Source organism: Streptococcus pluranimalium, assembly GCF_047785705.1.
GTDB classification, from domain to species: domain Bacteria; phylum Bacillota; class Bacilli; order Lactobacillales; family Streptococcaceae; genus Streptococcus; species Streptococcus pluranimalium_A.
The window spans coordinates 1-22,447 of sequence record NZ_JBLOJV010000028.1; the positions used below are offsets into that span (position 1 = coordinate 1).

Sequence of the window (22,447 nt, forward strand, 5' to 3'; positions counted from 1 at the left end):
ATAATCACAGCTGGAGGCTTGCATAGTCTAGCCGATTAGGGAGAGTCAGCCCGTGAGGTCATACACTCCCTTTTTTGGTATAATAAGCCTATCAGATAAGCAAAAGCAACTAAAAAAAAGCGTAGCTGATGACTACGCTAGTTCTTGCCTGCTGAACTCGTAAATTATTGACCTATTTTAGGTCTTTTTTTACTCCCCTTTTTGTGGACTTTGGGAGACTATTAAAGGTCACTTGTGACTATGTTTTTTTCAAAAAATTCACAAATTTAGAGGCTATAAACGCCTATTTCAAGCCATTCCTAGACATTTTCCAAAATCTCTTCAAATGTCATGTTGTTTCTCCTTTGGTTTGTATTTTTTTAGTAAGTTAGCTATTACCTTGTTTAATCACTCTGATCTTTTAGGAGGTTACGGATCATCCGATAAAAGAGGAGCATGGCCGTAAGTGTCAGTAGCATCGGTAGCCAAACTGACCATAATTGACCACTGATAAGACCCATAGTCATGAGTTTCTTGAGAATCCCATTAATCAAAAAAGCAAAAATAGGGAAGGCAAATGCTCTAAATGTTTTTTTCGTAATCGCTAATAACAATGTTGCCAAACCTACGCCGACAACAAATACCCAGTCAAAAATCTCGGGAAAACGAAGGTAAATCCCATTGTCAGCAACCTTCGCAGGAAGGTGAGCAATCACATTAAATAGCATCATCCCTATGATAAGAATCAAACCAATCAGCAGTTTGGACGGATTATCCTTAAAAAGTACCTTAGGTAAAAGGAAAAATACGACCCAACATAACAATAAAGCACCCAGACAAGCAGCTATGAATAGATATAGCTCTAACTGAAAATGTCCAGTATCTAAAAATAACAATAACAGTTCAATCCCAAATAAAGCCAAGACAGCACTTAAATAGGTGCTTGCTAATTCCTTGAAACTCATTCGTGGTGCATGCTCTAACAACTGATCTGCCATGCCTTTTGCGTCAGTTCCAAAAAAGTTAGCTGCGGTTAAACCATCAGCTTCTGCCATCTTGAGGTCACTAGCCAGACTATAAATTTGCTCCAAAATAGCTTTTTCATCCTTTAAAAAAGATTTAAACAACATGTATTCTCTGATATCTTCAAAATAATCCCGATTTTCAGGCAACAAACTGTCAACAATGCCATTAATCTTATCTCGTAAGATTTGTTTCTCACTTGCCATCATGTGCTCCTTTTCTGAAATTGTCCAACTTTTTCAACAAGGCTAGACCACTCCTGCCAAAATGCTATCAAATAGATTTCCCCATCTTGTGTAATGGTAAAATACTTGCCGTCTGGACCATCTGACGAAGGCTTTATCTGCCCCCTAATATAGCCTTTCTTTTCTAACTTTTGAAGCAGAGGGTAAAGCGTTCCTCCAACCATATTTTCAAAGCCAGACTTTCTCAGTTTTTGAACTAACTCATAGCCATAAATCTCTTCTTGAGCAATCATTTCTAAGACACAACCTTCTAAAACACCTTTTAATAATTGTGTTTCTCTCACATACACTCTCCATTTTTACTTCTTATCATCTGAAATAAGGCCTGTAAGATAACACAAACCAGCGATTGCCATTGGCAAACCTATCAACCACATCTTATTGAACAAACCTAAAATAATGGCATCCACAATAAAAATGATTCCAAGAATATATGTTGTTGTCATGATAATCCTTCTAGTTTGTTTTACCTACTAATACTTAATTAGTATAAAAAATTTTAACTAGTATGTAAAGCAAAATAGTGCATAAAAGAAATAGGATGCTCCTTTCCTCTCAAAGAGCAAAAGGTGACACCCTACTTTGTTATCAGATTAACCAATGATTGAACCGTTCGGCACATTCGCGTCAACCATCAAGACAGTCAACTTGCCGTCATGTTCTGCGGAGAGAATCATGCCTTGGCTGACGTATTTTTTCATCATTTTACGTGGTTTGAGATTAGCCACAATTTGCAACTTCTTACCGACTAAGTTTTGTTCATTGGGATAGTATTTCGCGATACCTGAAAGGATTTGACGGTCTTCACCATCACCAGCATCCAAGCGGAAGCGAAGCAATTTATCAGAGCCTTCTACTTTTTCCACTTCTTTGACTTCGGCAACACGGATTTCAACGGCATCAAAAGTTTCGAATTTAATCTCGTCCTTTTCAGATTTGAGTTCGATGTCTTCTGGGTTCCATTCTTTTTCTGCAGCTGGTTTACCGGCATTCATTTGATCCTTGATATAGTTGATTTCTTCTTCCATATCCAAACGTGGGAAGATTGGTGTCCCCTTAGCAACGACTTGAACGCCACTTGGAAGACCTGATAATTCAAGGTGTTCAAGATCAAAATCAGTTCCCAATCCAAGTTGTTCCATGATAGCATTTGATGTCTCCATCATGAAAGGCTGGATGAGGTGAGCAACCACACGAAGACTAGCTGCCAAGTGAGCCATGACTGCCGCCAACTGCTCCTTATCGCCATCTTCTTTAGCCAAGACCCAAGGTGCAGTCTCGTCGATATACTTATTAGTACGAGAAATGATATTCCAGACAGCTTCTAAAGCTCTGGGATAATCCACTGCATCCATATTTTGGTGATAAAGATTGATGTTTTCAGCGACACAGTCAGCTAAATCAGCATCAAAGGCAGTCACATTTTCTTTGTAATCAGGGATTTGACCACCAAAGTATTTATTAACCATAGCAACCGTACGATTCAGAAGGTTCCCTAGATCGTTTGCTAATTCATAATTGATACGACCAACATAGTCTTCTGGTGTGAAGGTGCCATCAGAACCAACTGGAAGGCTACGCATGAGGTAGTAGCGTAGGGGATCAAGACCAAAACGCTCCACCAACATTTCTGGGTAAACCACATTCCCTTTAGACTTAGACATTTTACCATCTTGCATGACAAACCAACCATGGGCTACCAAGCGATTTGGCAATGGCAAATCAAGCGCCATAAGGATAATTGGCCAGTAAATCGAGTGGAAACGCAAGATATCCTTCGCAATCATATGATTAACTTCTGGATTAACCGTAAAGTCCCAAGTCTTGCCAGAATCATCGGTCCATGATTTCGTCACGGTATCTGCCAACCAGAACTTATCAAAGTTTGCTGAGTCTGCTTGTCCATACCCTAAAGCTGTCGCATAGTTAAGCAAAGCATCAATCCAAACGTAAACAACGTGTTTAGGATTTGATGGGACTTGAACTCCCCAAGTAAAGGTAGTTCGAGACACTGCCAAATCTTCCAAACCAGGTTCAATGAAGTTCTTAAGCATCTCGTTCATACGGCTATTGGGACTGATAAAATCAGGATTAGCCTTGTAAAAAGCTACCAGTTGATCAGCGTACTTGCTGAGTTTGAAGAAATAAGACTCTTCTGAAACAAGCTCAACTTCATGACCAGACGGTGCCACACCTCCGATGACATTTCCTTCATCATCACGGAAAACTTCTACTAATTGACTTTCGGTGAAAAACTCTTCATCTGATACAGAATACCAACCTGAGTACTCACCAAGGTAAATGTCACCCTGCGCTAGCAATTTTTCAAAAACCGCAGCTACAACTGCTTCATGGTAATCATCAGTTGTGCGGATAAATTGGTCGTAGTTAATCCCCAAAAGTTCCCACAGCGCTTTAACCCCAACAGCCATACCGTCCACATATTCTTGTGGTGATAATCCTGCTTCTTCAGCTTTTGTTTGAATCTTTTGACCGTGCTCGTCAAGACCAGTCAAATAAAAAACATCTTTGTTCATCATGCGCTTGTAACGTGCTAAAACATCACAGGCGATAGTTGTCGTAGCGTTACCGATGTGCAATTTACCAGATGGGTAATAGATTGGTGTTGTAATATAAAATGATTTTGTCATTATCTCATATCCTTTCCGTGCAAATGAAACACGTCTATAGTAATACTTGATTATAGCATAATTCAGTGATGATTTTCAAAAAAATAAAAATAAATAGATAGCAAAACTACTCCCTTACTTATTTCATTTTTTTTAATATATTTTTAGGATTATATTCAGAACTTTGTCGAACACCTAAAAATAGATAGCCATTTAGAATGAATAAAGGAAGAAGCACGACAGTAAATGCATATTCGCCATAACGATAACAAAGATAAGTGGAAAACATAGCACCCATAGAAAAAGTCAGTAAAATAATTAAGATATGTTTTCCATCTTGGCAAATGTTAGCATCTTTTTCTACAAAACCCTTTACCCACAAATAAGCGGCATTTTTGATGTTTCCAGTCATCATAACTGTCGCAAATGAAGTGCCTTGAATTGATTTAAAAGTATCCACCTTTAGTGACATGAATAAAGCTAATAATGAAACGATAGCATAGGGATGCCAACTATCAATGAGCGTTAAAGTCACAAGTGCTATCAAAGAAAGAACCAAGCTGGAACACAAGTGCCAATGATAGCGTTTTTGCACAACCCAGGTTTTCAAATAGTAAGTAACAGCTTGACCTACCATAAATACAGCCATCGGAATAAAAAATTTAAGAGCTTCCAGAAACTGACCCTCAGCCAGACGTATACCTAGCATCAGTAAATTACCCGTCTGAACACCCGCAAAACGCCCACCTTGAGTCAAAAACGTAAAAGCGTTTATGTAGCCGCTAACAAAAGTCACTAAAATAGCACAAAATAAGGTTTCATAATATTTATAGGTTTCTTTCATAAATATCCCCATAGCCTGAAAAATTTATTGGTTTTTATAATCATTATCACACTAAAAAGAACTCTTATTAAATCACTTCAAAATGATAACAAATTGATCATTATACTCTATTATACGCTAACAATAATCAACTGTCATCAATACTAAACACCACTCTAAGTCGCTTAATACCAAAAAATTTGCTATAATATTGCCAATTGCAAATAGAAAAGGAAGTACTAATGAAACTGATTTCTTGGAATATCGACTCTCTAAACGCTGCGCTTACCAGCGACTCTGCACGCGCGCTTCTATCTCGCTCCGTCATTGACACACTGGTTGCTGAAGATGCTGATATTATAGCCATTCAAGAGACTAAACTATCTGCTAAAGGACCTACTAAGAAGCACCTGGAATTGCTCCTTAGTTATTTCCCAAACCATGTTAATGTCTGGCGCTCATCACAAGAGCCTGCACGAAAAGGCTATGCAGGCACCATGTTTCTCTATAAAAAAGAACTCAACCCCATTGTCAGCTTTCCTGAAATTGACGCACCAACGACTATGGATTTTGAAGGCCGTATTATCACTCTTGAATTTGATGATTTTTTTGTGACACAAGTCTATACACCAAATGCCGGTGATGGCTTGAGGCGTCTTTCTGATAGGCAAGTATGGGATGCTAAATATGCCGATTACCTAGCAGAACTAGATCAGCAAAAACCGGTTATTGCAACTGGAGACTACAATGTCGCCCATCGAGAAATTGACCTTGCCAATCCCTCATCAAATCGTCACTCTCCTGGCTTTACGGATGAAGAGCGTCAAGGCTTTACAAACCTACTCGATCGCGGATTTACCGATACCTTTCGCTATCTACATGGTGATATCCCAAATGTTTACACCTGGTGGGCGCAACGCAGTAAAACCAGCAAAATCAATAATACCGGCTGGAGGATTGATTATTGGCTGACGTCTAATCGCTTAGCTGATAGGGTTAGCAAGTCTGAAATGATCTCATCTGGAGAGCGCCAAGACCACACCCCTATTCTTCTCGAAATCAATATCTAGGAGACCTAAAAAAACAATCATTTTCTGTTACATCAAACGCATCCGATCAAGGTTTTAAATCACCTAATCGGATGCGTTTTGCTAATTTTGACGACTTTTTGCCAGCCTTCTCATTTATTTCTGATGACAGCGCAACATGGGACACTAATCACGCCTTACCGTCCCATTCATCGTAAAATTCCTGGAGAGAGGCTTTCATATAAGAATGACGCTTTTTCGCCAATTCTTTACCCGTAGCTGTGTTCATCAAATCCTTTAAAAGTAATAGCTTTTCATAAAAATGAGCAATCGCCTTGGATTCTTGATGGCAATACTCTGCTAACGTCATCTCAGTACGAATAGCTGTTCCAGGAACATGAATGAGATTGCCTTTACTTCCTGCGTAAGCCATCGTTATTGCAATACCAATCGCGCCTAAAGCATCTAAACGATCTGCATCTTGCATAATCTTACCCTCAAGAGATAAAACCTTCTCCTCATTCAATCCCGCTTTAAAAGACATCTTTTGAATAATCTCTAAAATAGCTGTTTTATCATCATCCAAAACCCCATGATTAGTCAACCAAGCGGAAACTTGCTTTAGACCAGCTGCTTCTGACTCATTTAACTTATCATCTGCTATATCATGAAGTAAGGCTGCCAACTCACAAATAAAGACATTGGCATGCTCTTCATGAGCAATTCTCATAGCCAGTTGTCGAACACGCTCAATATGCCACCAATCATGTCCAGACGGATCATCAGCTAAAACGGATATCACAAAAGCTTCTGCTTCTTTTATAATAATGTCCTTAGGCATTTCAACAGTCTCTAATAGGAGCGTTTGCCGAATAAATCTTCTGGCAAATCATGAAAAGCGCCTCCTTTTTCAAAATGTTGAAACTTGCTCTGAATAAAACGATAAGCATCTAAACGACTCTCATAACGAATAACAGCCTCTTTAGCACGCTCATCCTTATCCTCTTCCCAAACTTGCTGACTCGCAGCCATCGCTCCCTCGTTGACAAGCAGCTGAGTATCTACCCACTCCTTAAAATCATTTAAAAATTGCTCTTCTCTAGACATACTCTTATCTCCAAAATAAAGTTGATACCTTATTATACCATGATTCAAAAAGATCATCCTATAGAAAATGATAGTTTCTCAAAGACGAGTAAGCTACTTAAACATCACAAAAGAGAGAACCAAAAAGATTCTCTCTAAATGTTAACTATCATTTAAAATAACGAGTAGGCTAACCTCAATCCAATAACCAGCAAAAGATTATTTATTGAGTTTTGCTTTAGCGGCATCTGCAAGCGATGTGAATGCTGATGCGTCATTAACTGCTAAATCAGCAAGCATTTTACGGTTGACTTCGATTTCAGCTAATTTCAAGCCATGCATTAACTGTGAGTATGACAAACCATTCATACGAGCAGCCGCGTTGATACGTGTGATCCAAAGTTTACGGAAATCACGTTTTTTCTGACGACGGTCACGGTATGCATAGTAGTAAGAGTTCATGACTTGCTCTTTTGCAGTACGGAACAAGATGTGTTTTGCTCCATAGTAACCTTTAGCTAATTTTAAAACACGTTTACGACGTTTGCGTGAAACAACGCCACCTTTAACACGAGCCATTTATATTTTCCTCCGAATAATTCTGAATAATACGATTGATGCTGACTAAAAGTCTTATTTAAGACCCGTTAGCATTGCTTTGATACGTCTAAAATCTCCAGCACTAACCATTGATGCTTTACGAAGTTGACGACGTTGTTTTTTAGTTTTTCCGTGGAAACGGTGAGATGTGAAGGCACGGAAGCGTTTCAATCCACCTGAACCTGTACGTTTAAAACGTTTCGCTGATGCACGGTGTGTTTTTTGTTTTGGCATTTTTCTTCTCCTTTTAATTAAGACTGATGCTTATTTCTTATCTGGAATCGGTGCAAGTTGCATGAACATTTGGCGGCCATCCATTTTAGCTCTTTGCTCAATGATGGCAATATCTTGAGTTGCTTCAGCAAAATCAGCCAATACCTTTGCTCCAATTTCTTTGTGAGTAATCATACGCCCTTTGAAGCGTACAGAAACTTTAACTTTATTTCCTTTTTCGAGGAATTTTCGACCGTTACGCAGTCTCGTCTCAAAATCTCCCTTATCAATAACAGGGCTTAAACGAACTTCTTTAACAGTAACAACGCTTTGCTTTTTACGTTGTTCCTTTTGTTTCTTTTGATACTCAAACTTGAACTTACCATAGTCCATAATTTTGGCAACAGGTGGCGTGGCTTGTGGCTGGATAAGCACTAAATCAACATTAGCTTGATCAGCGAGTGATTGAGCTTCTAATAATGGTTTGATACCTAATTGTTCACCTTCAAGACCAACTAAACGAACTTCGCGAACACGAATTTCGTCGTTGATGAATAGATCTTTTTTAGCTATGATCTTCACCTCTTTATTTTTTTAGAGAAAAACAAAGCGGACTTGATTACTCAAGCCCGCACACATTATGTTTCCATTAGAAACTTGACATGTAGGGCCTGGCAACGTTAGTCACAAGGCGAGAAGTTCTCACTTCTGCTTTTCTCATTGTTACTATAATAACAGTTTGATTAGCTTTTGTCAATGATTTTCCTTGCCTTTTTTTGGATAAAATCAACAACACTGTCAATAGACACACCAGTTGTGTCAAAAATGATGGCATCATCAGCGGCTTTTAAAGGTGAAACCTTACGATGACTATCCTTATAATCACGGGCAGCAATTTCATCTTTCAAGGTCTCAAAATCAGTTAAGATGCCTTTTTCTTGATTTTCTTTAAAGCGACGTTCTGCACGCTCTTCTACCGATGCTATCAAAAAGATTTTTAATTCAGCATCTGGTAAAACCACAGTACCGATATCACGGCCATCCATAATAATGCCACCTTGGCTAGCAATACGTTGTTGCTGGGCAACCAGCTCTTGACGTATTTCTGGTAGGGCAGAGACCCAGGAAACCTGATTGGTCACCTTAGGCTGACGAATGGCTTCTGTGACATCAAGATCACCTAGTATGACTCTTTGCTGATCATTAGCCACTTTTTGGAAAGTGATTGGATACTGCGACAATAAGTCCAGCAAATCACTAACCTTTGAAGCATCCAAATCATTTTTTAGAGCAAGATAGGTGGTTGAACGATACATGGCTCCCGTATCAAGATAAGTATAGCCAAGATTACGCGCAATAATCTTGGCTACTGTACTTTTTCCGCTAGATGCAGGGCCGTCAATCGCAATCTTGATGGCTTTCAAGCCTTCCTTAGTATTGACACTATTTGACATTGACGACATCTCCTGGATTCGCAAACCAATAGCCCAAAGTCATATGCTGTGGGTTAAGGGATTGCAACTGTTCGATTGAAATACCAGCACGTGCTGCAATAGAGCTAGCTCCCTCACCAGGTTGAACAACAAGCGTCTGTTCATTGGGTGAGCTTGAACTGCTTGTCGTTGATGATGACGCTGGCGTTCTTAAATCAGTGCTAGAAGCATTGGTTGATGTGTCGTCTTTTTCTTGGGTCACTTTTTTCTTTTTGGTATTTTTGGTGTCTTTTTGAGAAGACTTATCTTTTTGACTGTCCGTTTGTGAGGAGTGGTAAAAGTTTGTTGTGGCCTTACTCTCATCACTACCCCCACTTGACGTGTAAAAAACAAACACTAAAATACCAACAACAACTAAGAAAAAGAAACTCAACAAACCTGTTAATAGTGGCGTGGTTAAAAAGCCATTATTTTTAGCTCTACGAGACCTTTGTCTAGCAGTGTTTTTTTTGGTTTCAAAAAGTTTAAATTCCCATGGTTTCTTTGCCATGATTTCCCCCTTGTTAAATCGTTTAAATCATATTACAATAATACTATGAAAGTATCACTTATTCCAGAAAAATGTATCGCTTGTGGCCTTTGCCAGACTTATTCGACTGTTTTTGACTATCATGATAATGGTATTGTGAGATTCGCAGATAGTGATGCCTTAGTGGCAGAATTTCCAGATAATGATTTGGCAACTCTGACAGCGGTCAAAAACTGTCCAACTAAAGCTTTGACACTTTAGTGGCTTGGTTATCTTTATAGGCCTCAAAATAATCGAGTTCTATGAAGTTATCCATCAGTTCAACTTCCCCTTGAAAATAGGGATTGACAGCTAAAGCATCCAAAAAATATTTTTTAGGCCATTTACGCATGTAAAATCTGCGTTTTTTTGTCGTGTCTCCAAATAGAAGTGTGATGCTCAGTTTGTTCACCTCAATCTTTGAGATGCTTGAGATAGGGACACTTTGGGGTTTGAAGACATCCATCGAAACAATCTTTAGCTGATCACCTTGTCCGATAATAAAGAAGCGGTGCAAGCCAACCCCTAAGAGTATCAAGAATAAAGCAAATAAGAAAAAGAAGGCAAAGGAGACATTTCTTCGCTCAAAAAGCAATGCCAAACCGATAAATATAGGTGCGATTGTTAAGGACCAATAAATTAAAAGCCATGATAATTCAGGTTGCCAGTGGTATCTAACTTTACCAAAAATTGTAATCATAAACCATAACCCCCAAGGTTATTTTACCATACTTTCAGAAATCTTTCAAAAAACTACTGATTATAAGTTGATATACCAATAATGACAGACACTGCCTTCTCCATCGTTTGAAGACTAACAAATTCAAAACGACCGTGCATATTTTCACCACCAGCAAAGATATTAGGAGTTGGGATCCCCATAAAAGAAATCTTTGAGCCATCCGTCCCACCACGAATAGGCTCAATGATAGGCTTAATGGCTAGGCTCTCCATAACTTCCTTAGCCAAGGTGACAGGGGTCATATCTTTTTCAATCACTTGACGCATGTTATAGTATTGATCCTTCAAAGCAACCAAAACACGCTCCTGACCTAATGCCTGATTCATTTTAGCAGCGATATCAAGAATGACCTGCTTACGATGCTCAAAAGCCTCACGATCAAAATCACGAATAATATAGGAACTGTGCGCCTCCTCAACAGCACCGCTCAAGTCATGCAAATGATAAAAACCTTGGTAGCCTTGGGTCAATTCTGGACGATCAGAAGCTGGCAGAGCATTATGAAAATCAATCGCTAGCTGAAAAGCATTGACCATACGATCTTTGGCGGTCGCTGGATGTACATTTCTTCCTTTAAAGGCAATCTCCGCTGCAGCAGCACTAAAGGTCTCAAACTGCAATTCTCCAAGAGGCCCACCATCCACGGTATAGGCAAAATCCACATCAAAATCTGCCACATCAAATTTATCAGCACCGATGCCGATCTCCTCATCGGGTCCAAAACCAACACGAATCTCCCCATGCTCAATCTCTGGATGACTCGTTAAATACTCAATAGCTGTCATAATCTCAGCAATACCAGACTTATCATCTGCTCCCAAAAGCGTTGTCCCATCTGTCGTGATCAAGGTTTGTCCATGATAATGCTTTAGATTAGGAAAATCTATCGGAGACAAGGTAAACCCTGAATCTCCTAAGGCAATATCGCCACCGTCATAGTGGTCAATGATTTGAGGATTGACACCCTCAGCATTAAAATCAGCTGTATCGATATGAGCAATATAACCAATCCGATACTTAAACTTATCAGAATTGGCAGGCAAAGTACCTACGATATAGCCATTTGATTCCAGATAATGAACATTTTCTAAACCAATCGCCTCCATCTCCGGCTTCAAAATAGTGAGGGCAAAATCCACTTGACTTTGGGTACTAGGAGTGGACTGACTAGATGGATTACTACGTGTATTGACTTTCACATAAGTCAAAAAACGGTCTAATAAATTGGGATATAACATAAAAACCTCTTTCTCTATCTTATTGTTTTGATGCTACCAAAAAGAGCCGATTAATCGACTCTTTTTAGTTAGCTATAATCGCTATTATTTTTTCAAGTTGTAGAAAGATTTAAGACCTTTGTACTCTGCAACTTCACCAAGTTGATCTTCAATGCGAAGCAATTGGTTGTATTTTGCGATACGGTCAGTACGTGACAATGATCCTGTCTTGATTTGACCAGCATTCGTTGCAACTGAAATATCAGCAATTGTTGAGTCTTCTGTTTCACCTGAACGGTGTGAAACAACAGCTGTGTAACCAGCTTCTTTTGCCATTTCAATCGCTTCAAAAGTTTCTGTCAAAGTACCGATTTGGTTAACTTTGATAAGGATTGAGTTTGCTGCTTCTTCTTTGATACCGCGTGCAAGGTAGTCAGTGTTTGTTACGAAGAAGTCATCACCAACTAATTGAACACGTTTGCCCAAACGTTGTGTAAGAGCTTTCCAACCATCCCAGTCATTTTCATCCATACCATCTTCGATAGTGATGATTGGATACTTGTTGACCAATTCTTCTAAGTAGTCAATTTGTTGGGCTGACGTACGAACTGCTCCGCCTTCTCCTTCAAACTTAGCATAGTCATAAACACCACGCTCTTTATCGTAAAACTCAGATGAGGCGCAGTCAAAACCAATCATAATCCCATTTTCACCGGCTTCATAACCAGCAGCTGCAATCGCTTTAAGGATAGTTTCAACACCGTCTTCAGTACCTTCAAATTTAGGAGCAAAGCCACCTTCGTCACCAACAGCAGTTACAAGTCCACGTTGTTTTAAAATCTTTTTAAGGGCATGGAAAACTTCTGCACCCCAACGAAGTGCTTCTTTGAAGGTTGGCGCACCAACTGGTACAATCATAAACTCTTGGAAAGCAATCGGAGCGTCTGAGTGAGAACCACCATTGATGATATTCATCATTGGCGTTGGAAGAACTTTCGTGTTGAAGCCACCAAGGTAGCTGTAAAGTGGAATTTCAAGGTAATCAGCAGCCGCACGTGCAACAGCGATAGAAACACCAAGAATGGCATTCGCACCAAGTTTGCCTTTGTTTGGAGTACCATCAAGTGCAATCATCGCACGGTCAATCCCTTGCTGGTCGCGTACATCATAACCGATAAGCGCTTCTGCGATAACGTTGTTTACGTTGTCAACAGCTTTTTGAGTACCAAGACCAAGGTAACGAGATTTGTCACCATCACGGAGTTCAACAGCCTCATGCTCACCAGTAGATGCTCCTGAAGGCACCATACCACGGCCGAATGCACCTGATTCAGTGTATACTTCAACTTCAAGTGTTGGGTTACCGCGTGAGTCAAGGACTTCGCGAGCGTAAACATCAGTAATAATTGACATTATAATAGTCTCCTTATAAGTTTAAATAGTTTATATGTTAATAATACCACAATATCAAACTTTCTTCAAATCAAAACCAATCCTTAGCGAAAAACTAAAAGAAGCCCTAAATTTATAGTATAATAACTACCATAATATGATTTAAGGAGTTTACTATGTCTGATCTGAATCAAAAAATTGTGGAACGCGCCGCAGGAAATCGCGTTTTGAATCCCGATGAGCAACGTTATTATCTTGGTACCTTTGGGGAGCGAGTCTTGGTTTCAATCAAGCTAGAAGATATGACCCATAAAAAGATACTCGAGCTCTTCTCCACTGCTTTGAACAAGGAAATGATTGCAAACAATGCTCTAAAAGTTATTATTTCTTCCAAAGTAAACGATGACAAGCAGCTCACCTTGCTGAAAATAGCCAAAGATAGCGGTATTTCAGCAACCATTATCGATGACAAACAGTCAACATCACCATTTGGTGTCATTATACTGACCGACCATGCTGTCAATCGCTCAGAAACGGATCTACTAACCTTGCTTGAAGAAAAATCAACTGAACCTGAGACTAAAAACCCTAAAAAAAGTTTCTTCAAGAGGCTTTTGGGTAAATCCTAAACCCTCACTTCTATCAAAAAAATAAGGCAAGGACTAGAAAGAAGATGAAAAGCTTTTAAGATGTATGAAATCACTCTAAATCAGCAGCAAATAGATGGCTCTTTTTGTGAGACAATCTTCTTTGTATCTCTTCATGATTAAGTTATACTATAGTATCGTCTGACTTTTTAATAATGAGGATGATCTACTAACTTAACTTTGGAGGATTTTCCCATGTCGAAAACCAATCATGCTAATGCTGAATCTCATAAACAGCAAGATGACTTTGAGAGAACGATGACTTTCTTTCCTGCACTATCAACCGTTATGGGAACCGTTATTGGAGCAGGTGTTTTTTTCAAGGCAGCTAGTGTATCGAGTGCCACAGGCGCAAGTAGTCTTCACTTATTTGTTTGGCTCTTAGCGGGCATTATCTCACTTTGTGGCGGTCTGACTGGTGCTGAACTTGCAGCGGCTATTCCTGAAACAGGTGGCATGATACGCTATATCGAGAGAGCTTATGGCAAATGCCCTGCTTTTTTACTGGGATGGGCACAAATCACAGTCTATTTCCCAGCGACTATTGCGGCTTTGTCTATCATTTTTGCCACTCAGATTAAAAATCTTTTTGGTCTCTCAGCAAGCCTAACCATCCCAGTAGCCATTATGGCTACCTTATCTCTGACTTTGATTAACTTTTTAGGCAACAAAGCCAGTGGTGCCATGCAGTCTACAACCCTTGTCGCTAAGCTCATTCCTATAATGGCTATTATCATTTTTGGCTTATTTGCAGATGCTAATGTCACTATCAGTCTTTTTCCTATTGAGGCTGGAAGCCAGACTGGTGGACTGATCACAGCACTTGGTTCAGGTCTTTTGGCAACGATGTTTGCTTATGATGGCTGGATTCATGTCGGCAATATTGCAGGTGAGCTTAAACAGCCTGCTCGTGATCTTCCTAAAGCCATCGGCCTTGGAATGCTAGGAGTCATGATTGTTTATGGATTGATCAACTTTGCCTATCTAAAAGCCATGCCTATTCATGAGCTTGCTGGCAATGATGCTGCAGCTATGCAGGTCGCACAATACTATTTCGGGCCAATGGGAGGCAAGCTGATTACCATCGGGATCTTAATCTCTGTTTATGGAACAATCAATGGCTATACCATGACCGGAATGCGACTGCCTTATACCCTGGCTCTCGAAAACATGCTTCCTTTTTCAAAACAAATCGCGCGATTAAACCAACATAAAGTTCCTCACATTGCAGGATGGTCACAAGCTCTGATCGCAGTAATTATGATTTGCTTGGGTGGCTTTAATACCCTAACAGATATGCTGGTTTTTGTTATCTGGATTTTTTACACTCTTGTCTTTCTTGCAGTGATGAGATTACGACACACTGAACCAGAACTCAAACGTCCCTATAAGGTTCCTTTTTACCCAATAGTCCCAATCATTGCCACTATCGGAGGGATCTTTATTCTGATACTGACCTTAAAAAATCAATTCTCACTAGCCCTAATTGGTATCCTTTTAACAAGTTTAGGAATTCCCATTTACCTTTACAAACAAAAGACAGCCACTTAAAACAAAGCCCATCTCAAAAGCAAATTGCTTTTGAGATGGGCTTTTTGATAGAGTAACCATTGATACTCAAGAAAGAGCACAAGGTCATCAAGATAATAACGTCTCCTTTGGGTTGTTAAAGACTATTAGATCAAACCTTCTAAGAGGCCTCTCATAAAGTCTTCTGAGTTAAATGGTCCAATATCATCGATTTTTTCGCCAAAACCGATCAACTTAACAGGAATATCCAGTTCTTGTCGAATCGCTAGAACCACACCACCCTTGGCTGTTCCATCAATTTTGGTTAGAACAAGACCCGTTAGAGGTGTTATTTTCGAAAATTCCTTAGCTTGGCTAAGAGCATTTTGACCTGTTGAGGCATCCAGTGCCAGAAGCGTTTCATGTGGAGCCTCTGGGACCACGCGCTTGATGATGCGTCCTATTTTCTCCAGTTCTTTCATGAGATTGTCTTTGTTTTGTAGACGGCCTGCCGTATCAATCATTAGGACATCAATACCTTCTGAAACGGCACGTTCCACTCCATCAAACACCACTGAGGCAGGATCTGCTTTTTCAGGTCCAGTCACGACTGGTACTGAAACCCGACGTCCCCACTCAACAAGCTGGGCCACTGCTCCAGCACGGAAGGTATCTGCTGCAACCAGCATCACTTTCTTGCCCTCTTGTTTGTATTGGTAGGCTAATTTTCCAACTGAGGTGGTTTTACCAACACCATTGACACCGACAAAAAGCATGACTGTCAAGCCATCCTGGAAGTTTATGGCCTCATGATAGCGATCATCTTTTTCATAAATAGCCACTAACCTTTCGATGACAACTTGTCGCAAATCCTCTGGCTTTTTAGCCTTTTCAAGACGTGCTTCTTGTCGTAAATCCTCTGTCAGCTGAGTGGCAACGGTGACACCGACATCAGACAAAATCAGCAGTTCTTCTAATTCTTCAAAAAAGGCTTCATCGACTGTTCGGAAATTGGCAAAAAACTCATTAAGACGAGCTGCAAAGCCTGTTCTCGTTTTTTTGAGACTGCGGCTATATTTTTCTTCTGTCGTTTCACCATTTTCGAGTGTGTCAAAAGGGATACTATCTGTAGATGATTCTTGGGCTTGACGGGTTGAAACAGCCTCTAGTTCAATGCTTTCACCTCGCTCTGCAGCTGCTGCAACAGCAGCTTTTTTAGCATAATAATCTGCCATCAATGACTCAAAACGAGGGCTATTTTGGGATTCAAAAGAACTATCTCCCTCATGGCTTGGGCTTTCTGACAATGCTGAGGGAGAGAGACTATTGGCACTTGCCATTGGTTGAGAGGATCGCTCGCTATGACTCAAAGTTGCAGTCTCAGTAGCGGACTCAAACTCCTTAACATAGGAGCCTAAGGATTCCTCTGCTGGCTCTTTTTGTTGTTCAGACTCTAAAGCCTTCTCACTTTGTGTCTCAGTATCATCCAAAGCAGAAGCCACTTGCTCAACAAAGTCCTTTTCAGAAGATTGATGCTTTTCTTTAGAAAGGTCATCGGAAAAGGCTTCCTGGATACTCTCAACTGCTTCAGAAGTCTGCTGATCTATTCTGTCTGACTCTTTTACTTTGTCTTTTTTTCCAAATAATCGCTCAAATAATCCCATGTTATCCTCCACCTAATACGTATTTTTCAATGGCCTCAGCCACTCCTGAATGGTTGTGATCCTTGGTTGTCACCACATCTGCTACCTCTTTAACAAGAGGAGAGGCATTGTGCATCGCAACACCTAGTCCTGCCCAACGAATCATGGTCACGTCGTTTTCTTCATCACCAACTGCCATGACACATTGAGGATTAATTTCAAGCACTTGGCATAATTTTGCTAAACCAGAGGCTTTGTGCACCCCTTTAGGCATGATTTCAAAAATGATTTCTCGTGATTTAAAAGCTTCGAATTCGCTGCCTATCAGGGCAGTCATTGCCTTGATCTTATCCTCTAAAAACGCCTCATCTGTCACAACCACTACTTTATTGTAGACTAGATTTTTGGGCAAATCAGTAAAATCCTTTAGCGTCTTAAAGGTCAATGACGGATTAGCCTCTGGATAGCGAGAAGGGCGTCCAGGCCTTGATAAGCTATAGACTGTTCCATGACTTAAGATATCAACTGGCAAATCTAGAGAAGATAAGTGTTGATAGAGGTAGCTTACTTGCTCATAGGATAAGCTTTCTTGAGCTAAAAGATAACCATCATTGCGCTGAATCAACCCACCATTAAAGGTCACGCTGTAGCCCTTTGAATGATTAAGTCCCAGCTCCTTTAAGATATGATCAATCGCCCTAAGAGGACGACCTGTGGTAATGACAACCTTGACACCCAAATCAATCGCCTTTTGAATAGCTTCTTTGTTGGCTTTTGAGATGTTTTTGTAGTCATCCAAAAGCGTGTTATCCAAGTCTAAAGCCACCAGTCTAATCTTTGTCATCACTAACCAAACTTTCCAAATAAGTCAAGACAGCATCTGTACTATGATCCCCGATCACTTCAGTCGCTAGTTGCTTAGCCGCTTCAATGGCATTGTCGGGGACAATAGCTGTCCCTGCAAAAGCAAGCATCTCAAGGTCATTATGATTATCCCCAAAAGCATAAACGACCTCTGCGGAAAGGTTTAAGGTCTCACAAAGCAAGGCTAAGGCTGTGGACTTGTTATAAGCCGCAGGAATAACGTCAAACCCATCAAATCCTGTCACCACCGCCCGAAAGTGAGGCAATCTAGCATTGAGCAGAGCAACGAGATCATGAACCTTGTCATAGCGACAGTGAGCCGATACTTTAACAATGCTATCTGCGACAGAGGTTAAGCCAGCTTTTTGGACATTAGCGTAAAAATGACTCGCCAACCTGACATACTCTTCTGACGATGTCAGAGGGAGATAGGCACCCTTGATCCCAGACAAAAGATAGCCTTGACAGTCTGGATGATTGTCCAACTCATCTAAAATCAAACCGTAATCCTCAGGTGAGAGCTTTGTTTCAAACAAAATCTGACCATCATACTCGACAATACAGCCATTTTCAGCGATAAAAGCCATCTGGTGCTCAAACCCTTGGAACAATTCTTTCAAGGTTAATAAGGACCTGCCGCTAGCGGCCACAAATAAATAGCCGGCATCTCTTAATCGATCCAACAGCCTGGCAAATCGCTCCTTATCATAAGAACCATCAGCCCTTAAAAAAGTACCATCCATATCTGTTGCTATCAATTTAATCATACAATCTAACCTTTTCCCTTTCAAGGGGGTGCAAAACCCGAGTGGGGTGTGCAACTCAAATCCTAATATAACTTCTTTCATTATAACATAGATAAGCTAAAAAAGGACGTGCCGAATTGACACGCCCTTGTCTACTATAAATCAATCTGTAGAGCATTTTGAAGGTTAAGGTGATAAGGCTGCTCTGCCTTAATAATATTCTTTAATTCATATGATACCTTTTAAATAAGGTTCCAAATACCAGCGATAGCATAGTGATAAATACACCAATAATAAAAAGATTAAAGGTGTTATTAGGATTTAAAACCACCGAGAAAAAACCGATACCAACTGGCATAAAAAGAATAGCTACTGTAAAGATGATGCCAAAGACTCTTCCAAGAAACTCATTATCGACATCTCTTTGAACAATAGAGAAAAATTGGATATTAAAAATGGAAAGAAACAAGCTAAATAATGCTGGAGAAATGGCCAATATAAAACCGTTGTGAAACACTGAATAAAGCGGAGTCGCTAACATTAACATCAAACCAGATAATGCTAAAAAGAGCATTAAACGTTTACTTGATAACGATTTGTTGACAAAACCACTTAATATTGCTCCAGCAAATCCACCAATTGCTTCCGCTGTTAAAAAAGTTCCATAAAGTCCCGACGACATTTCTCCAAACATTTGATTACTATATGGTAGTAACAAATTATAGGCTGATAGGAAAAAGCTAACCATAGCAGAAAGAAGGATAATCATCAAAATTGGCTTATGGTTATAAACATACTTGAATCCTATTTTTAGATCATTAAAGACGCCACTTATGGTCATTTTCTCCTTTGTGACTACTTCTTCATTAATGGGTACAATAAAGAAAATCAGCGACGCAGCAATGAGAAATGAGAAACCATCTAATAATAAGACACCATGTATCCCAAGTAACTGATATAAGAAAATCGCTACCATAGGAATTGTTACTTTGATTACAGTACTCGTTGTTTCTAGCAACGAGTTAAGTTGGGAGATACTATCCTTTTTCACAATTTCTTTCGTAAAAGCTTTATAGGATGGTCCAGAAAAAGCACTCATAAAAGCTAAAATAACATTGGTGATGACAATCGCATAAACAAGCCATTGCTCTCTCGAAATGAATGAAAGGACGATGCAGGCAAGGCCGCATAAGATATTGGTAGAAATAATAATTCTTTTCCGCTTGAACCTATCCGCAATTACTCCTCCAAATAAATTAAATAGAACACCTATCACACTTTCTAATGATTGATATACTGCAACCAGTGATAGGGAGGTTGGATTTAAACCAGCAAGAAAAGTATTATTGGCAAAATCAAACATGATATCTCCTATTTTAGATATACTCCTACTACTGACTAAATTAATCGTATTCTTATTTTTCATATTATACTCACTTTGTCTTTTTAGATATCATTGGAACATGGGATTTATACCAAAAAGTCCCACACTATATTTTTTTCTAGCCAATCACTCAGTAATTGCAATTTATTAAAAACATCATTCATACACTCTCCTTCGACAATAGCACTAGCAATCTCAGAAACGCTCGTCTCACTGCTTTTTAGAGTTTGACCAATTTTATTTTCTCTAATATCAAAGCTCACCACCCAATCAAATGGAACATCTTTATTAATCGAAATCAATGTTCCTTTTCGGGGAGGAAATAGCATAAAGCCATAACTCTTGTTAGATTTTCTGATTTTTTCAACATCAAATGAATATAACTTATCACATTGTGCTCTAATACTTTCCGAAAGAATATCGACACCTTGTTTGTGATAGATTACATCGTTTATTCTCCCTCCTCCCACTCTAGAGCCTATCTCACAAAAAACAATATCATTAGAAGGTGTTAAAAAAATTCACTATGAAAAGCAATTGCATGTTCAGGGGTTTTCAAGCTTTTCAAAACATTATAAGTTTCCTTTCGCATTCGAACAAAAAGTTCTGTATCCTCATCAACCAAAGCAGAACCAATAGCATTATCATTAACGTGACAATCATTATAATATAGTGAACAACTAAATAGTTTTATCTCGCCATTTTCAAATATACCGTCAGTATGATACATGCTCCCACTAATAAACGTTTCTGCTAATAGTGGATATGCAGTATTATTATCAATATAGTTGACAATTTCATCTAACGAATTAAATTTCTGAAAACCTACACTTCCTGCACCATCAATTGGCTTGATAATGATTGGATAAAACTGTTTCTCTGCAAAATCGATAATGTCACTTTTTGAATTGACAACTTCATAATTGGGTACTTTAACAGCATCTTTTACTTGCTCAATCATTTTTGATTTATCTCTAAACTGGATTGCACTCAAAAATGATTGCCCTTTTATGTGTAACTTCTCTCTCAGTTTTGCAAAGCGTTCAATATCAAACTCATATGAGACGACAATCGATTCGATTTCTTCTTGAGCATGAATCTCTTCTAAAGCTTTTTCGACTTCATCTCCATTATCTAGTGAATCAAAAACCATCCTATTTGGAAATATATCCTTGAAATTGTCCTTATGCTTTGTTCTAGTAATAAATAAAATTTCTTTGTCTATTCCTTCAAATATTTTCCTATAATCAATCGTTTTTTCTGAATAATGATTAATAAAAACTACAACCATTTTCTTCCCCCCACTTCTTACTCTAAAATTAAATTTGTTACATCTAGCAAAGAGTTTATAACCAAATCTGCTTCATTTCTAATATTATCATCTGGATCTACTAAATCAGGTATCATGACTGCAAACATACCAGCTTTTTTAGCTACTTTTATTCCATTTCTTCTACAGCTATTACATTTTCATCTTTGGACTTCCTTTCAACTTTTATTTATTGTACAATAAATAAAATGAAATCAATTTGTTGTTGGGAAAATGGGAAAATTATGAAATCAAAACTTGGTATCACACTTAGAAAAGTTCGTAAAGGAAAGCAGGTCAGTCTCAGTGCTTTAGCAGATGAACACCTGTCAAAATCGCAAATCTCTCGTTTTGAGCGTGGAGAATCAGAGATATCATGTATTCGGCTCATCAATATTTTAGACAAATTACACATTACTTTAGATGAGTTTCTTATTTTACATGATGAAGACTATGCCAATTCCGAATCATTTGCTAACCTGGTACAGTACATTCGTAAGCAATATTCATCACAAAACATCAATAATATACAATCTCTACTTTCTGATTCCTCAAATTACACTTTAAATTCTTTTGAAAAAACAATGGTAAAATCCATTTTACACACAATGGATTCGAGCATCATTCCATCAGATGAAGAGCTTCTTCAACTGACAGATTATCTTTTCAAAGTTGAAAAATGGAGCTACTATGAAATTATTTTATTAGGTAACTGTGTACGCACAATTAACTACAACACTTACTTCTTATTGACTAAAGAGATATTAAACAACTACATTTACTCAACTCTGAATAAAACCAATAAGCGGATCGTCTCTCAGCTTGCTATAAATTGTTTCATTCTTAGCATAGATAAGGAAGAATTTTCTAATTGCTTCTATTTAATTGATGAGATAAAACCATTATTAGATGATGAATTAAACTTCTATGAACAGACAGTTTTTCTCTATGCAACAGGTTACTTTGAATTTAAGCGCCAATCAGGTACTGGAATTGAAAAGATGAAACAGGCCATACAAGTGCTTGATATTTTAGGTGAAGACAAGTTAAAATTACATTACACTGACCATTTTGATAAACTAGTCAACAAACAATAAGTGAAATCATTCTTTACCTTTTAACGATATACCAATCAAGGGTGTCTCAATAAAAAACAACCACTTTAACAACTATTCACTTATACCATTAGACAAGAAAAAAGCCTTGGAAACAGCTCATTCCAAGGCTTTCATTGTATTCTATTGTATCAATTTCCTTATTCCTATTTCTGTCGCAATAACTTTTTTCATACAAGAAACCTTTCCCTTTCAAGGGGGGGGGGCAAAACCCAAGTAGATTGTGTAAACTATCCCGAATGCTTTCTTTC

27 protein-coding genes and 1 other annotated feature are annotated in these 22,447 nt (G+C 38.8%); of the genes, 5 read left to right on the forward strand and 22 right to left on the reverse strand.

Annotation, left to right across the window (positions count from 1 at the left end):
• Positions 1-383: 383 nt before the first annotated feature.
• From ACMZ6Z_RS07055 to ACMZ6Z_RS07075, 5 genes are all read right to left on the reverse strand, one after another.
• Entirely contained in the window at positions 384-1,208 is an 825-nt protein-coding gene (locus tag ACMZ6Z_RS07055) for a hypothetical protein (protein ID WP_416131870.1), read from the reverse strand.
• Entirely contained in the window at positions 1,208-1,531 is a 324-nt protein-coding gene (locus ACMZ6Z_RS07060; RefSeq protein WP_416131871.1) for a PadR family transcriptional regulator, read from the reverse strand. The genes ACMZ6Z_RS07055 and ACMZ6Z_RS07060 overlap by 1 nt, the downstream gene beginning before the upstream one ends.
• 15 nt (positions 1,532-1,546) lie before the next feature.
• Complete coding sequence (locus tag ACMZ6Z_RS07065) at positions 1,547-1,693, reverse strand: hypothetical protein (protein WP_416131872.1); 147 nt, start codon at positions 1,691-1,693, stop codon at positions 1,547-1,549.
• Positions 1,694-1,840: 147 nt separating this feature from the next.
• Positions 1,841-3,898 (reverse strand): methionine--tRNA ligase, encoded by a 2,058-nt coding sequence (gene metG / locus ACMZ6Z_RS07070; RefSeq protein ID WP_416131873.1) that lies wholly within the window; start codon positions 3,896-3,898, stop codon positions 1,841-1,843.
• A 118-nt stretch (positions 3,899-4,016) separates the two neighbouring features.
• Complete coding sequence (locus ACMZ6Z_RS07075) at positions 4,017-4,721, reverse strand: YoaK family protein (protein WP_416131874.1); 705 nt, start codon at positions 4,719-4,721, stop codon at positions 4,017-4,019.
• Between the two features lie 221 nt (positions 4,722-4,942).
• On the opposite strand from ACMZ6Z_RS07075, the gene ACMZ6Z_RS07080 reads away from it, so the two are divergent.
• On the forward strand, positions 4,943-5,770 hold the full coding sequence (locus ACMZ6Z_RS07080) for an exodeoxyribonuclease III (protein WP_416131875.1): 828 nt from the start codon (positions 4,943-4,945) through the stop codon (positions 5,768-5,770).
• 148 nt (positions 5,771-5,918) lie between these two features.
• On the opposite strand, the gene ACMZ6Z_RS07085 is transcribed toward ACMZ6Z_RS07080, so the two are convergent.
• From ACMZ6Z_RS07085 to ACMZ6Z_RS07115, 7 genes are all read right to left on the reverse strand, one after another.
• A complete protein-coding gene (locus ACMZ6Z_RS07085; RefSeq protein ID WP_416131876.1) occupies positions 5,919-6,569 on the reverse strand; it encodes an HD domain-containing protein in 651 nt (216 codons plus the stop codon).
• 11 nt (positions 6,570-6,580) lie between these two features.
• Complete coding sequence (locus tag ACMZ6Z_RS07090; RefSeq protein WP_416131877.1) at positions 6,581-6,835, reverse strand: DUF1912 family protein; 255 nt, start codon at positions 6,833-6,835, stop codon at positions 6,581-6,583.
• Between the two features lie 198 nt (positions 6,836-7,033).
• Positions 7,034-7,393, reverse strand: coding sequence for a 50S ribosomal protein L20 (gene rplT, locus ACMZ6Z_RS07095; protein ID WP_416131878.1), 360 nt, complete (start codon positions 7,391-7,393; stop codon positions 7,034-7,036).
• A 54-nt stretch (positions 7,394-7,447) separates the two neighbouring features.
• On the reverse strand, positions 7,448-7,648 hold the full coding sequence (rpmI, locus tag ACMZ6Z_RS07100; protein ID WP_416131879.1) for a 50S ribosomal protein L35: 201 nt from the start codon (positions 7,646-7,648) through the stop codon (positions 7,448-7,450).
• A gap of 30 nt (positions 7,649-7,678) precedes the next feature.
• On the reverse strand, positions 7,679-8,209 hold the full coding sequence (infC, locus tag ACMZ6Z_RS07105; protein WP_416131880.1) for a translation initiation factor IF-3: 531 nt from the start codon (positions 8,207-8,209) through the stop codon (positions 7,679-7,681).
• A 13-nt stretch (positions 8,210-8,222) separates the two neighbouring features.
• Positions 8,223-8,347: a sequence feature (ribosomal protein L20 leader region), on the reverse strand.
• Positions 8,348-8,370: 23 nt separating this feature from the next.
• Positions 8,371-9,051 (reverse strand): (d)CMP kinase, encoded by a 681-nt coding sequence (gene cmk / locus ACMZ6Z_RS07110; RefSeq protein WP_416131896.1) that lies wholly within the window; start codon positions 9,049-9,051, stop codon positions 8,371-8,373.
• Between the two features lie 19 nt (positions 9,052-9,070).
• Positions 9,071-9,610 (reverse strand): SAG1386/EF1546 family surface-associated protein, encoded by a 540-nt coding sequence (locus ACMZ6Z_RS07115; RefSeq protein ID WP_416131881.1) that lies wholly within the window; start codon positions 9,608-9,610, stop codon positions 9,071-9,073.
• 45 nt (positions 9,611-9,655) lie between these two features.
• Between ACMZ6Z_RS07115 and ACMZ6Z_RS07120 the strand changes: the two genes are divergently transcribed.
• On the forward strand, positions 9,656-9,850 hold the full coding sequence (locus tag ACMZ6Z_RS07120; RefSeq protein ID WP_416131882.1) for a ferredoxin: 195 nt from the start codon (positions 9,656-9,658) through the stop codon (positions 9,848-9,850).
• On the opposite strand, the gene ACMZ6Z_RS07125 is transcribed toward ACMZ6Z_RS07120, so the two are convergent.
• From ACMZ6Z_RS07125 to eno, 3 genes are all read right to left on the reverse strand, one after another.
• A complete protein-coding gene (locus ACMZ6Z_RS07125) occupies positions 9,831-10,328 on the reverse strand; it encodes an EbsA family protein (protein WP_416131883.1) in 498 nt (165 codons plus the stop codon). The two genes, ACMZ6Z_RS07120 and ACMZ6Z_RS07125, sit on opposite strands and share 20 nt — an antisense overlap.
• 53 nt (positions 10,329-10,381) lie before the next feature.
• Positions 10,382-11,608 (reverse strand): peptidase T, encoded by a 1,227-nt coding sequence (pepT, locus tag ACMZ6Z_RS07130; protein ID WP_416131884.1) that lies wholly within the window; start codon positions 11,606-11,608, stop codon positions 10,382-10,384.
• 84 nt (positions 11,609-11,692) lie between these two features.
• Positions 11,693-13,000 carry a surface-displayed alpha-enolase gene (gene eno / locus ACMZ6Z_RS07135; RefSeq protein ID WP_416131885.1) on the reverse strand — a complete coding sequence of 436 codons (1,308 nt, stop codon included), beginning with the start codon at positions 12,998-13,000 and terminating at the stop codon, positions 11,693-11,695.
• 155 nt (positions 13,001-13,155) lie between these two features.
• Here eno and ACMZ6Z_RS07140 point away from each other — a divergent pair, with 155 nt between their 5' ends.
• Both ACMZ6Z_RS07140 and ACMZ6Z_RS07145 read left to right on the forward strand, forming a co-directional pair.
• The gene (locus ACMZ6Z_RS07140; protein WP_416131886.1) at positions 13,156-13,608 is read left to right on the forward strand and encodes a DUF1694 domain-containing protein; all 453 of its coding nucleotides are present in this window, start codon (positions 13,156-13,158) and stop codon (positions 13,606-13,608) included.
• A 213-nt stretch (positions 13,609-13,821) separates the two neighbouring features.
• Positions 13,822-15,177 carry an APC family permease gene (locus ACMZ6Z_RS07145; RefSeq protein ID WP_416131887.1) on the forward strand — a complete coding sequence of 452 codons (1,356 nt, stop codon included), beginning with the start codon at positions 13,822-13,824 and terminating at the stop codon, positions 15,175-15,177.
• 125 nt (positions 15,178-15,302) lie between these two features.
• Here the strand turns inward: ACMZ6Z_RS07145 and ftsY are convergent, their stop codons facing one another.
• From ftsY to ACMZ6Z_RS07175, 6 genes are all read right to left on the reverse strand, one after another.
• Entirely contained in the window at positions 15,303-16,799 is a 1,497-nt protein-coding gene (gene ftsY, locus ACMZ6Z_RS07150; RefSeq protein ID WP_416131888.1) for a signal recognition particle-docking protein FtsY, read from the reverse strand.
• Position 16,800: 1 nt separating this feature from the next.
• Positions 16,801-17,622, reverse strand: a complete 822-nt coding sequence (locus tag ACMZ6Z_RS07155; RefSeq protein ID WP_416131889.1) for a Cof-type HAD-IIB family hydrolase — start codon at positions 17,620-17,622, stop codon at positions 16,801-16,803.
• Positions 17,609-18,409 carry a Cof-type HAD-IIB family hydrolase gene (locus tag ACMZ6Z_RS07160; protein WP_416131890.1) on the reverse strand — a complete coding sequence of 267 codons (801 nt, stop codon included), beginning with the start codon at positions 18,407-18,409 and terminating at the stop codon, positions 17,609-17,611. Before ACMZ6Z_RS07160 ends, ACMZ6Z_RS07155 begins: the two co-directional genes overlap by 14 nt.
• A gap of 202 nt (positions 18,410-18,611) precedes the next feature.
• The gene (locus ACMZ6Z_RS07165; RefSeq protein WP_416131891.1) at positions 18,612-19,814 is read right to left on the reverse strand and encodes an MFS transporter; all 1,203 of its coding nucleotides are present in this window, start codon (positions 19,812-19,814) and stop codon (positions 18,612-18,614) included.
• A 44-nt stretch (positions 19,815-19,858) separates the two neighbouring features.
• Positions 19,859-20,242: a hypothetical protein gene (locus ACMZ6Z_RS07170; protein ID WP_416131892.1), complete on the reverse strand. Its 384-nt coding sequence runs from the start codon at positions 20,240-20,242 to the stop codon at positions 19,859-19,861.
• A gap of 41 nt (positions 20,243-20,283) precedes the next feature.
• Complete coding sequence (locus ACMZ6Z_RS07175) at positions 20,284-21,063, reverse strand: ATP-grasp domain-containing protein (RefSeq protein ID WP_416131893.1); 780 nt, start codon at positions 21,061-21,063, stop codon at positions 20,284-20,286.
• A 263-nt stretch (positions 21,064-21,326) separates the two neighbouring features.
• Between ACMZ6Z_RS07175 and ACMZ6Z_RS07180 the strand changes: the two genes are divergently transcribed.
• The gene (locus ACMZ6Z_RS07180; protein WP_416131894.1) at positions 21,327-22,178 is read left to right on the forward strand and encodes a helix-turn-helix domain-containing protein; all 852 of its coding nucleotides are present in this window, start codon (positions 21,327-21,329) and stop codon (positions 22,176-22,178) included.
• Between the two features lie 88 nt (positions 22,179-22,266).
• Here the strand turns inward: ACMZ6Z_RS07180 and ACMZ6Z_RS07185 are convergent.
• On the reverse strand, positions 22,267-22,447 hold a 181-nt coding region (locus ACMZ6Z_RS07185), incomplete at its 5' end, for a hypothetical protein (RefSeq protein WP_416131895.1).

Coding starts and splice junctions, on each gene's coding strand:
- ACMZ6Z_RS07055 (WP_416131870.1), bottom strand. CDS start 1,208: ATGGCAAGTGAGAAACAAATCTTACGAGATAAGATTAATGGCATTGTT.
- ACMZ6Z_RS07065 (WP_416131872.1), bottom strand. CDS start 1,693: ATGACAACAACATATATTCTTGGAATCATTTTTATTGTGGATGCCATT.
- metG (WP_416131873.1), bottom strand. CDS start 3,898: ATGACAAAATCATTTTATATTACAACACCAATCTATTACCCATCTGGT.
- ACMZ6Z_RS07075 (WP_416131874.1), bottom strand. CDS start 4,721: ATGAAAGAAACCTATAAATATTATGAAACCTTATTTTGTGCTATTTTA.
- ACMZ6Z_RS07080 (WP_416131875.1), top strand. CDS start 4,943: ATGAAACTGATTTCTTGGAATATCGACTCTCTAAACGCTGCGCTTACC.
- ACMZ6Z_RS07085 (WP_416131876.1), bottom strand. CDS start 6,569: ATGCCTAAGGACATTATTATAAAAGAAGCAGAAGCTTTTGTGATATCC.
- ACMZ6Z_RS07090 (WP_416131877.1), bottom strand. CDS start 6,835: ATGTCTAGAGAAGAGCAATTTTTAAATGATTTTAAGGAGTGGGTAGAT.
- rplT (WP_416131878.1), bottom strand. CDS start 7,393: ATGGCTCGTGTTAAAGGTGGCGTTGTTTCACGCAAACGTCGTAAACGT.
- rpmI (WP_416131879.1), bottom strand. CDS start 7,648: ATGCCAAAACAAAAAACACACCGTGCATCAGCGAAACGTTTTAAACGT.
- ACMZ6Z_RS07115 (WP_416131881.1), bottom strand. CDS start 9,610: ATGGCAAAGAAACCATGGGAATTTAAACTTTTTGAAACCAAAAAAAAC.
- ACMZ6Z_RS07120 (WP_416131882.1), top strand. CDS start 9,656: ATGAAAGTATCACTTATTCCAGAAAAATGTATCGCTTGTGGCCTTTGC.
- ACMZ6Z_RS07125 (WP_416131883.1), bottom strand. CDS start 10,328: ATGATTACAATTTTTGGTAAAGTTAGATACCACTGGCAACCTGAATTA.
- pepT (WP_416131884.1), bottom strand. CDS start 11,608: ATGTTATATCCCAATTTATTAGACCGTTTTTTGACTTATGTGAAAGTC.
- eno (WP_416131885.1), bottom strand. CDS start 13,000: ATGTCAATTATTACTGATGTTTACGCTCGCGAAGTCCTTGACTCACGC.
- ACMZ6Z_RS07140 (WP_416131886.1), top strand. CDS start 13,156: ATGTCTGATCTGAATCAAAAAATTGTGGAACGCGCCGCAGGAAATCGC.
- ACMZ6Z_RS07145 (WP_416131887.1), top strand. CDS start 13,822: ATGTCGAAAACCAATCATGCTAATGCTGAATCTCATAAACAGCAAGAT.
- ftsY (WP_416131888.1), bottom strand. CDS start 16,799: ATGGGATTATTTGAGCGATTATTTGGAAAAAAAGACAAAGTAAAAGAG.
- ACMZ6Z_RS07155 (WP_416131889.1), bottom strand. CDS start 17,622: ATGACAAAGATTAGACTGGTGGCTTTAGACTTGGATAACACGCTTTTG.
- ACMZ6Z_RS07160 (WP_416131890.1), bottom strand. CDS start 18,409: ATGATTAAATTGATAGCAACAGATATGGATGGTACTTTTTTAAGGGCT.
- ACMZ6Z_RS07165 (WP_416131891.1), bottom strand. CDS start 19,814: ATGAAAAATAAGAATACGATTAATTTAGTCAGTAGTAGGAGTATATCT.
- ACMZ6Z_RS07175 (WP_416131893.1), bottom strand. CDS start 21,063: ATGGTTGTAGTTTTTATTAATCATTATTCAGAAAAAACGATTGATTAT.
- ACMZ6Z_RS07180 (WP_416131894.1), top strand. CDS start 21,327: ATGAAATCAAAACTTGGTATCACACTTAGAAAAGTTCGTAAAGGAAAG.